Annotated in this window: 9 protein-coding genes; 2 read left to right on the top strand and 7 right to left on the bottom strand. The window is 61.6% G+C overall.

Features of this window, described 5'->3' with window-relative positions; all coding sequences use genetic code 11:
* Together ACZ9HU_RS20365 and ACZ9HU_RS20360 are read left to right on the top strand one after the other, a co-directional pair.
* A partial coding sequence (locus tag ACZ9HU_RS20365; RefSeq protein ID WP_476107705.1) for an aldehyde dehydrogenase family protein occupies positions 1 to 192 on the top strand: 192 nt, incomplete at its 5' end.
* Positions 192 to 719, top strand: coding sequence for a DUF3237 domain-containing protein (locus ACZ9HU_RS20360; protein WP_476107704.1), 528 nt, complete (start codon positions 192 to 194; stop codon positions 717 to 719). The genes ACZ9HU_RS20365 and ACZ9HU_RS20360, both read left to right, overlap by 1 nt.
* A gap of 96 nt (positions 720 to 815) precedes the next feature.
* On the opposite strand, the gene ACZ9HU_RS20355 is transcribed toward ACZ9HU_RS20360, so the two are convergent.
* From ACZ9HU_RS20355 to ACZ9HU_RS20325, 7 genes are all read right to left on the bottom strand, one after another.
* Complete coding sequence (locus ACZ9HU_RS20355) at positions 816 to 1,202, bottom strand: VOC family protein (RefSeq protein WP_476107703.1); 387 nt, start codon at positions 1,200 to 1,202, stop codon at positions 816 to 818.
* Positions 1,203 to 1,222: 20 nt separating this feature from the next.
* The gene (locus ACZ9HU_RS20350) at positions 1,223 to 2,872 is read right to left on the bottom strand and encodes a carboxylesterase/lipase family protein (protein WP_476107702.1); all 1,650 of its coding nucleotides are present in this window, start codon (positions 2,870 to 2,872) and stop codon (positions 1,223 to 1,225) included.
* 36 nt (positions 2,873 to 2,908) lie between these two features.
* Entirely contained in the window at positions 2,909 to 4,786 is a 1,878-nt protein-coding gene (locus ACZ9HU_RS20345; protein ID WP_476107700.1) for a bifunctional sugar phosphate isomerase/epimerase/4-hydroxyphenylpyruvate dioxygenase family protein, read from the bottom strand.
* Between the two features lie 12 nt (positions 4,787 to 4,798).
* Positions 4,799 to 5,707 carry a shikimate dehydrogenase gene (locus tag ACZ9HU_RS20340; protein WP_476107699.1) on the bottom strand — a complete coding sequence of 303 codons (909 nt, stop codon included), beginning with the start codon at positions 5,705 to 5,707 and terminating at the stop codon, positions 4,799 to 4,801.
* Between the two features lie 61 nt (positions 5,708 to 5,768).
* The gene (locus ACZ9HU_RS20335) at positions 5,769 to 8,567 is read right to left on the bottom strand and encodes a TonB-dependent receptor domain-containing protein (protein ID WP_476107698.1); all 2,799 of its coding nucleotides are present in this window, start codon (positions 8,565 to 8,567) and stop codon (positions 5,769 to 5,771) included.
* Between the two features lie 111 nt (positions 8,568 to 8,678).
* Complete coding sequence (locus ACZ9HU_RS20330) at positions 8,679 to 9,941, bottom strand: MFS transporter (RefSeq protein ID WP_476107697.1); 1,263 nt, start codon at positions 9,939 to 9,941, stop codon at positions 8,679 to 8,681.
* The gene (locus ACZ9HU_RS20325) at positions 9,938 to 10,387 is read right to left on the bottom strand and encodes a type II 3-dehydroquinate dehydratase (protein WP_476107696.1); all 450 of its coding nucleotides are present in this window, start codon (positions 10,385 to 10,387) and stop codon (positions 9,938 to 9,940) included. The genes ACZ9HU_RS20330 and ACZ9HU_RS20325 overlap by 4 nt, the downstream gene beginning before the upstream one ends.
* Positions 10,388 to 10,457: the final 70 nt, after the last annotated feature.

Below are 10,457 nucleotides of genomic sequence, written 5' to 3'. Positions count from 1 at the left end.
ACCCTTGCCAAGCAGATCAAGTCGGGCATTTGCCACGTCAACGGCCCGACCGTCCATGACGAGGCCCAGATGCCCTTCGGCGGCGTCGGCGCATCAGGCTATGGCCGCTTCGGCGGCCGTCAGGGCATCGACAGCTTCACCGAAACGCGCTGGATCACGGTGGAAACACAGCCCGGGCATTTCCCCATCTGATGGGCAAGGGTCTGATCGCGGCGGGCCTTGTGCTCGCCGCTTCGCCCGCGTGGGCGCAGGCACCAGCCGCGCCTGCGCCCACGCTCGACTATGCCTTTACCGCACGCATCACGCTGGCCGCTCCGGTCGAACAGGGTGAGGTGGCAGGCGGGCGCAAACGCTTTATCGCGATCACCGGCGGGACGATCGATGGCCCCATGCTGAAGGGCACGGTCTTGCCCGGCGGAGGCGATTGGCAGACAATCATGCCCGGCGGTTTGACCAAGGTCGAGGCGCGCTATTTCCTGAAAAGCGCCGATGGCACGGTGATCGAGATCACCAACCCCGGCGTGCGCGTGGCCAGTCCCGAAGTCACCGAAAAGCTGGCCAAGGGCGAGAAGGTTGATCCGTCGGCCTATTATTTCCGCACCACGCCGCGCTTCGACGTAAAGGCGGGGTCGCAGGAATGGCTGGCGCGCTCGGCCTTTGTGGCGCGGGGCATCCGCATGCCCGATCATGTCGTCATCGATTTTTACATTGTTCGATAAAGTTCGGGCGCTGTTTTGGAGCAGCGCCCGAATTTCCATGCGTCAAACGGTGTTGGCGGCGATTATTTCCGGGGGCATCGCCGGACGAAGAAATATCTAAACTTCATGGAATTGCAGTTCAATCTTCACCCCATTCGGGTCGTAGATGTTGATTTGGGTAACATCGCGCCCTTGTAATTGCGCCTCGCGGAATGGGACGCCTTTCGCCGTCAAATGCGCCCGCCATTGCCCAAGACCCGCACAGGCCAGCGCGACATGATCGAGGCGGCTTTTGACGCCTATATCGGCCACGACTTCATCACCCGTCGGCCCATTTACATGGATCAACGGCACGCCATCGGCATAGAGCCACAGGTTTTGCGGCCGCCCATGGACCGAACCCGCCGGACCGCGCACCATGCCCAGACATTCCTCGTAAAAGCGCAGGGTTTCCTCGAACAGTGGCGTGCGGATGTTGACGTGGTCAATTTTCAAAATCCGCATCGCCATCATGTCCTTATGCTCTAATCGCGGGGCCGCGACAGGCGGGGCGGCTGGGCCGAGGCGGCGGGCTTATGCGCGGCCAGCCATGTCTGTCCAGCGACATTGAGTTTGACCGTCTCCACCTTGTCGCCAAACCACAACAAAGTGTCATTCTTCACGCTCCACGGCTTCCACGGCATGGCGGGCGTATCGGGCGAACCGGTATTGGCCAGCGCCATCAACGCCTCCATCATCTGTTTCGACAGGGTGCGGTCCCATTCGGTCCAATTGCGCGTGGGGCGGATGGAATTATAGGCGTCCTGTGTGCCGAACCAATAGGGGATGTCGGCGGTGTGATAGGCACCTACGGTTGCGGTATCCTGATCGGCCAGTTTGACGCCGGGGATATAGGGATGGCGGCGGGTATATTCGTCGATGAACACATTCACGCCCTGTGCCGCAGTATCGACCGCGCAGGCCCGCGCCGAGGCGGCCAGATTGGCGTCCTGCGCCGCGCGGCGGGCGGCGGCGCGAACATCGGCGTCGGTTTTGGCCGGATAGAGTTTTAGGAAAGCGGGGGCATCGGCGCCAAACAGCTTTTCCGCGCCCGCCTGATATTCGGCAACACTCTTGGCGCCAGTGATGGCGTCATAGCCGAACGCCAGATCATCTTCGTTAAAGGAGGCGACCATCGGCACCTTGGCGAAATTGCCGGCGGCCACCGCATCGGCGGCCTGTTGCGGCAGGACGCGGCCATCGACGATCGGCCCGTTGATCCGTACGCCCGACACCGACAGGCCCAGTTGCGATTCCGACTGTGTGGCCAAAATACGGTCCGCCGCCATGGCGCGCATGTCGCTCAGGCTTTTGGCGCCGAGCTTTTCCTGAAACGCGATGCCGATCTTTTCCGCGTCGCCCAGCGTGGGTTTAACGCCCCGCAGGTTGCAACCCGACGACATCACCGCCGCACGGAACAGCCCGCGTGCCGCAGGCGCCAGCACCTGCGCCGCCACCGATCCGGCGCCCGCCGACTGGCCCATGATGACGACCTTGTCCGGGTCGCCGCCGAATTTGGCGATATTGTCATGCACCCATTTCAGCGCCAATGTCTGGTCCATCAACCCGTAATTGCCCGAAGCGCCGCCTTGCTCCTTGGTCAATTCGGGATGGGCGAGGAAACCCAAGGCCCCCACGCGATAGTTGAAATTGACGAAGACTGCGCCCGCCTTGGCCATGGCCTCGCCGTCATAATTGGCCATGCCGGACGAACCGATGGTAAAGCCGCCGCCATAGAGGAACACCACCACGGGGCGCTTTTCACCCGCCTTGGCATTGGTCCACAGGTTGAGCGTCAGGCAGTCCTCGCCGGTCGCTTCCTCGCCGAAATAGTGGTTGATGTCATGCGGGCGCAGCACTTGAATGCAGGCCGGCCCTTTGCGGTCGGCGTTGAATATGCCGGTCCAGTGGGCGGGCTGGGGCGGGGCCCAGCGCAGGTCGCCGGTGGGCGGCGCGGCAAAGGGCACGCCCAGATATGCCTTTACCCCCGATGCCAGCGCGGTGCCTGCCACGCGGCCGCTGCTGGTTTCCACCGGGTCGGACGCGATGGGCTGCATCGACTTGTCGGCGGCGTTCAGCGCCCCCGCGCCCAATGCCATCGCCATCATGCTCGCGGTCAATCTGGTGCCCTTCATGTCTCTCTCCTCTTTGGGGGGAAGGCCGCGCCCGCTTCAGACGAGCGGGTCGCGGTATTTGGCCTGTGCGTTCAATCGGATCGGGGCGTTGACGGCGCCATAGCCGTCGTAACCACGCCGCTCGACCACTTCAAAAAACACCCGCTTGGCCACAGCGCGGGTGTAGAACTGGAAATATTCCGATGCATTTTCCCCTTGGCCATCGCGGTCATAGAGGATGTTCAATCGCTCCATCCGCGCCAGCAATTCAGGATCGAGGGCATATTTCGCCTCCAGATCCTCGTAATAATTGGGGCCGATATCCAGCATCGGCAGACCCGCATCGGCGGCGGCCTGTGCGGCGGCAAACACATCATCAGTGGCAAAGGCGATATGCTGAACGCCCGCGCCGAAATAGGCCTGAATAAAGCGCGAAGAGAGCGATTGCACCGCTATCGAGCCGTTGAGCGTGAAGCGCAGTGCGCCATCAGCCGTCTCGACCGCCTGTGAATAGACCAGCCCCATCGGATCGGCGATCTCAAGCTGGGGCGTCTTTTTCACATCCAGCAGCGCGTGGTAATAGAGCAGCCAGCTGAGCATTTCCTCATATTGCATCGTTTGGGCAATATGATCGACGCGCGAGAGGAGAGGTCGGGTAGGGGCCGGTTCCAATGCGCGGGGGAATTCATCGGCCCACATGGCCGCGCGCGTATCAGCATCGACCAGATAGAGCAGGCTGCCCCCCACGCCGCGCAGGGACGGGATTTCCCATTCATCCGGTCCGACTGGCTGGGCAAATCGGGGAATGTCCAATGCCTGCGCCCGGTCCAGCGCGGCCTGTTGGTCGGGTACGGCAAGGCCGATGGCGCAGACCGATCCGCCGTGGACCATGTCAAAGCTGTGCGCCAGTCCTTCGGGTTCGGAATTGACAATAAGGTTGATGTCGCCCTGCGCCCAGCGGGTCACCTCTTTGGACCGATGCTGGCCCACCGGGGCAAAGCCCAAAGCGCGGAACACGCGGCCAAAATCCTCGGCTTCCTCGTGGCTGGCGGCAAATTCGATGAATTCTACGCCGCGCGGCGCGATGCGCGGCGGCATGGGCGAGGGGCGTTTGAGCAAACGCGCCGCCTGATCCTCCAGCAGGCGCAGGGACCGATGCCCATCACGCGCCACCTGATGCGCAGACCCTGCGCGGAAACGGTCGTTGAAGATCTCAAGGCTCCACCAGCCGTCATAGCCGGTGCGCGCAATCGCGGCGGCCCATTCGGCAAGGGGGAAATCGCCCTGACCCGGCATACAGCGGAAATGGCGTGACCAATTGAGATAATCCATGTCCAGCATCGGCGCGTCGGCCACCTGAACAATGAACAGTTTTTCGGGGCGAATGTCGCCAATACTGGCCGAAGGGATGCGGCGGGCCAGCGAATGGAACCCGTCCAGCACAAGACCGATGGCCGGGTGATCCACATCGCGAACCAGCGCCCAACTGTCGCGGTGATCAGCCACATGGCGCCCCCACGCCAGCGCCTCATAGCCCACGCGCTTGCCATGGGCGGCGGCCATCTCGCCCAGTTCGTGGAGATCGTCGAGCATACGCCCCCGGTCATCCATCGCGTGGGGCGAACAATTGGAACAGAGCAGCACCAGATCGGTGCCCAATTGCTCCATCACATCAAACTTGCGCTTCATCCGCTCGAACGCGCGGGCGCGCAGATCATCGGGCAGGCCCTCCAGATCGCGGAAAGGTTGGAACATGGTGCAGGCCAGGTCGAGTTCGCGCATCAGCGCGCCGATTTCCCGCGCGCTTTCGGGTGCGGAAAGCAGGTCGTTCTCGAAAATCTCGGCCCCGCCATAGCCCGCCTCGGCAATCGCCCGCAGCTTGTCGGAAAGAGCCCCGCTGATCGAGACGGTGGCGATCGAAGTTTTGAAGCCCATCGTCCGCTCCTCTTATTCCGCGCTCTGCTCAAATTTCGAGAAACTCTCCCACATCCTCTGCCGGTCGGGGGTCAGGCCGGTGAAGATCCGGAATGCATCGACCGCCTGACCCACCGCCATGCCCCGCCCGGTCATGGTGCGGCACCCGAGGGCTTTTGCTGTTTTGAGCAATTCCGTTTCGAGCGGGAAATAGATGATTTCGGAAACCCAGTGGTGGGGCTGTAAAGCCTCCGCCACGATCGGCATGCCGGGAAATTTGGCCATGCCGATGGGGGTGGCGTTGACGATGCCGTCTACATCGGGGGCGGCGATCATCGCATCGGGGGCCACACTGGCGCGCCCCTCGCCATAGGCGGCGCATAATTGAGCGCGCAGCGCCTCGGCCCGCGCCGGATCGGTGTCGGTCAGCACCAGATGCGCCACGCCATTCAACGAGAGCAGCGCATGGGCCGTCGCCGAACCCGCCCCGCCGCAGCCCAGTTGCAAAACGCGGTCCAGCTTCTCGCCCGCCATTCTGTCGCCAAAGGCATGGGCAAAGCCGGTGACATCGGTGTTGTAACCAATCCGCCGCCCATCGCGAAACGCCACCGTATTGACCGCACCAATCGCGGCGGCCTGGGGCGAGAGTTCATCGAGCAGCGGGACAATCGCCTGTTTGAAGGGAAATGTCACATTGACCCCGGCAAAGCCGACCCGCTGCACAGCATCCAGCGCATCGCCCAATTCATCATCGCCCCAACCGCGATCGGAAAAATCCAGCAGTGAATAGACCATATGCAGGCCCTGCGCCTGTGCCTCGCATTCCTGCATCCACGGCGTGCGGCTTTCCAAAATGCCGCGGCCCAGCAAACCCGCCAGAACCCGCCCCTTGCCAATGCCGACCATGGCGGAAGGAGAAAGGGCGGCGACGGGGTCTGTCATTGTATTTCCTATTCAAAAAAGACCCGCCCCGGACACAGGTCCGGGACGGGGCAGGGGAGGATCAGAATTTGGTCCGCAGACCGATGTTGACGACACGGCCCAGCGGGTTGGCGTTCAAACCGTCATAACCCACCGCGCCATTGACGGCATAAGCGTTGACGAAGGGGGGCGCCTGATCCAGCAGGTTGCTGACGTCCACATAGAACTGGGCTTCCTTGGCCACGCCCAGATCCTTGAACGTATAGGCAAGGTGCAGGTCAACCGTGGTGAAGGCCTTTACGCTGTCACCGCCGCCGGTGGGCACGCCATTGGTGCGGACCAGCGGATTGACCACCGACGAGCCCCAGAACTTGTAGCTGCCCAGATAGTTGATGAAGATGTCGGCGTTAAGCGGCCCCTTGTCGTAACCAATATTGGCGCGCCCTTCCATCTTTACGCTGGGGAAGGTGGTGTTGAAGCCCGACGTGCCCAGCACGCTGAACTTGGCGCCATTATTGCCGAAATACTGCTCGAACTTCAGCTTGCGGGTAAAGGATGCGCCCAGATTGAAACGGCCCACCGGCGTGTCAAAGCGATAATTGGCCGCAACGTCCAGACCAGCGACATTCAGGTTCAGGACGTTTTGCTGTTGGAAGTTATAGCTGAAATAGACCGGGTTGTTGATGACGCCCGTTTGCGGCAGACCGGCCCCCAGAGCTGCGATCTGGGCCGCGGTGGCGCCGGCGGGATAAAGTTGCAGCAAATAGGACAGGTCCGCCGAACCCAGCGCCAGCGGCGCCTGGGGCGCGGTGATGCCGCCGCGCAATTGGTTGTTCCAATAGGTCACGCTGACACGCAAACCGGGAACCTGAACCGGGGTCAGATCGACGCCGATGCTCCATGCCGTCCCCTTTTGCGGTTGCAGCTTGGCATTGCCGCCCGTCACCAGCACGCCATTGGTGCTGGCCCCCAGCGTGCAGGCCGTGGCCGAGCAGATTACGCCCGGAACCGAGGTGATCGCCGGGAAGTTGGCAATCGAAATGGTGGGCGAACCGCCCGGAATGCCGGTGGGAATGATGCCCGAATAGCCCGACTCGCCCGTCAGACCCGTGCCGTTCGAACCGATCGAGGTCAACGCGGGCGCCACAAAGCTCTTGGCCCAGTTGGCGCGGAATTTGATGCCGCGAACGGGTTCAAAGTTCATCGCCAGCTTGGGGTTGGTCGTGCTGCCAAAATCGCTGTAATGGTCGAAACGGCCCGAAATGTTGAGATCGAGCAGTTTGATGAAACTGTCCTTGATCAGCGGGACATAGAGTTCGGCATAGGCCGATTGGACATTGCGGATATAACGCGTGTTGAAGGCCTGCGAAGATTGGCTGGCAATGCCCAAATTGTTCGCGCGGATGTTGTATTGATCCATTTCATAGCCCATCAATTCGCCGCCGACGGCGATCTTGGCAGGGCCGGCGGGCAGATCGAACAGGTCGCCCGAGACCTTCAGATAGGCATTGCGCAGCAATTGGCGGGCATATTGGAACTGGCGGTTGTCAACCAAGGCCGTCTTGGTCGCGGCCGATGTGCCATTGCCCCACAGGTCGATGGCATTGGCGGTGGTCAGCGCCTGCGACACCGATTGCGACACGCCATTGATGGCCGCCGAAGTAAAGCCGTTTAGCGCAAGGTTGAACACCGATGCGTTGAGTTGCCCCACGTTGACCTGGGTCGATGTGTCGATGCCATAAACACCGCCCAGATTGACCTGCCACTTGGGGGACAGATCATAGATGGCATCGGCGCGGAATGAGATGTCTTCGGCCGTGCCGGTGATCGATGCGCCGGGGCCGAACATGCCGTCGGCGTTCCAGTTCGCGGTCATCGTGCTGCCGCTGTAGAACGGGTTGATCGAACGGCCCGCGGGCAGAACGCCGGTATAGCCGGTGCCGTAGACGGTGCCGCTGGCGCTGCCGCGCGTCACATTCTGGACGTTTCGGCGGCTGGAATAGATGAAGTCGGCATAGAGGTGGAGCTTTTCGCCCACTTCCTTGGTGATTTGGGCATAGACATTATGCCGCTTTTCCGAAGGCAGCAGATCCCAGGCCTTTACCGGATCGCAGCCCGTGGCCGTGGTCACGTCATTGCAGCGGGTGGGGGTGAAATTGGTGCCGCCACGGCTGCGCAGGTCGGCGCTGCTGGCATAGGAGCGCGATTTTGAAGCAAGGTTCGAGCGGTCGGAATAGTTGTACGAGAGCATGACGCTGCCCGTGTCATAGGTCTGGCCCCAGAGCAGACCGGCGTTGAGCGAGTTGTAGCCGCTGGCAAAACCCTTTTGCACATTCGCTTCAAAGCCATTGATTTTCTTGCGCGTGATAAAGTTGATCACGCCCGCCACCGCGTCCGAACCGTAAACCGAGGACGCGCCATCGGCCAGAACCTCGACGCGTTCCAGCGCCATCGGGGCCAGAATGTTGGGGTCGGCCAGCACGTGGTTGATGCCGCTGGTGGGCAGGCGGTGACCGTTGATCAGCACCAGCGTCGAGTTCGAGGCCGAAGCGCCAAGGCCGTGGATGGTGGGTGCGTTGGTGCCCGATCCGTCGGCCGAACCAAAGGCGCCCTGACCCGCGCTTTGCAGGCCCACGACCGAGGGGACGGTTTTCAGAACCTGCTGAACGGTTTGCGCGCCGGTCGATTCCAGATCGGTGCGGGTGACGGTGACCAGGTTCGAGCCGACCGGCGCAACGCCCTTGATGCTGGAACCGGTGACGATGATTTCGGCGTCAGGCTTGAAATCGGCTGCCGCTTGTTGGGCATAGGCCGATTGGGCGCAGGCCAATGCAACGGCCAGCACAGAGCTTTGCGCGACGAAACGCATCTTGATTTGCATGATTGTTCCCCTCCCAAGGGCATTGCGGCTCATGGCCAATCTGTTTGTGAACTAACTGGTACATACAGAGTCGGCGGGCGTCAATCCGTTGGTTCACCCGCCGTTCAAATTTTAGTTGAGCTTGACCCGCTCAACCGGGCCCAGAATGAAGAGATAGGCCAACGTCCCGATGATCCCCAGCGCGCCGATATAGGCCAGCGCGCCATAGAAGCTGCCCGTGGCGCCAACGGCAAAGCCAACCACCAGCGGGGTGATGATGCCAGCCAAATTGGTGAAAAAGTTGAACAAGCCCGCGGTCAGCCCCATCATCTCTTTGGGTGCGACATCGGACAAAAGTGTCCAGCCAAGCCCGGCCAGACCCTGACCGAAAAAGGCCAGGCTCATCACCGCGATGACGGCATTGTTGCTGTCCATATAATTGGCCGAAACCATGCTGGCGCACAGCAGAAGGCCCGCGATGATCGGCACCTTGCGCCCGATGGTGGGCGAACCCGTCGCGCGGATCAGCCAGTCGGAAAATACGCCCCCCAGCATCACCCCGGCCGCCGCCGCAATATAGGGCAGCGAGACCAGCCAGCCCGATTTGATAAAGGTCATGCCGCGTTCCTCGGCCAGATAGGACGGGAACCATGTCAGGAAGAAAACCAGCGTGGAATTCGAGCAGAACTGACCAATCGAGGCACCCGCGATCTGGCGCGTGGCGACAAGGCGCCGCACATTGGCCCAGCTGAAGGCGATGGGCTGGGTGCCACCGGAAAAGCCGCCGCCTGCGGCAATCAGGTCTATTTCTGCTTGGTTTGCGCTGCTGTCCTGCGGCTCGCGATAGAGGCGATGGAATAGAAAAGCGAAGGCGACGCCCAGCCCGCCGACCACGAAAAACAGCGAGCGCCAGCCATAGGCGTTGAGCATCCAGCCAAGGACCGGGATCAGCAGGCCCAGCCCGATATATTCGCCAACGGTGTAAACGCCGGTCGCCTTGGCGCGCTCATTTTGCGGAAACCAAGTCGACAGGACGCGGCTGTTGGCGGGGAAGCAAGGGGCCTCGGCAAGACCCAGTGCGAGGCGGGCCGAAACCAGCCCCGCAACCCCCGTCGCCAGCCCGTGCAGCGCCGTCATCGCCGACCACAGGCCCAGCGAGAGCGCATAGGTCAGCCGCGTGCCCAAACGGTCCAGAACATAGCCGCCCGGAATTTGCGCCAAAGCATAGGTCCATGAAAAGGCCGAGAAGATCAGGCCCATCACCTCGGGCGTGATATGCAATTCCTTGACCAGTTCGGGCTTGGCCACACCCATGACCGAACGGTCGAGATAGTTGATCAGGGTTGCGGTCGAGATCAGCGCAAGGATGACAAGGCGTTTGCGGGTCGGCTTCATTTCGCCCGCTCCCGCGCCCACATGACATGGCGCACGCCCAGCGGGTATCCGTTGACGCCAAGGCCCGAAATGATGCCCGTCACCACTTGCGTCATGATCGAGTGGCTGCGCCATTCGGCCTCACGGCGGTGGATGTTGCTGATGTGGACCTCGATCACCGGGCAATCGACCATTTTGAGCGCGTCAAGGATCGGATAGGCGGCATAGGTAAAGGCTGCAGGGTTGAACACAATGCCGGCGTAACCTTTGCGCGCGGATTGAATCCAATCGACGGCTTCATGTTCCGCATTGGTTTGTCGGAAATCGATAGCATAGGCGGTTCCGGCCACTTCGGCCTCGCACATGGCCTTAACATCGGCCAGCGTTTCGTGGCCATAGATGTGCGGCTCACGCTCGCCCAGCAAGTTGAGGTTCGGCCCGTTGAGGACCAGAATCGTGCCACCCATGGCATATCTCTCCCTTTGTTTGGTTGCGGCATAATCGAAAGCGCTTGCGTTGCAAAGAAATATGTACGAA

Source organism: Novosphingobium sp. Sphag1I (assembly GCF_056279125.1).
The sequence above is the reverse complement of the archived record's forward strand: the minus strand, read 5'-3'. Positions and strand labels throughout refer to the sequence as shown.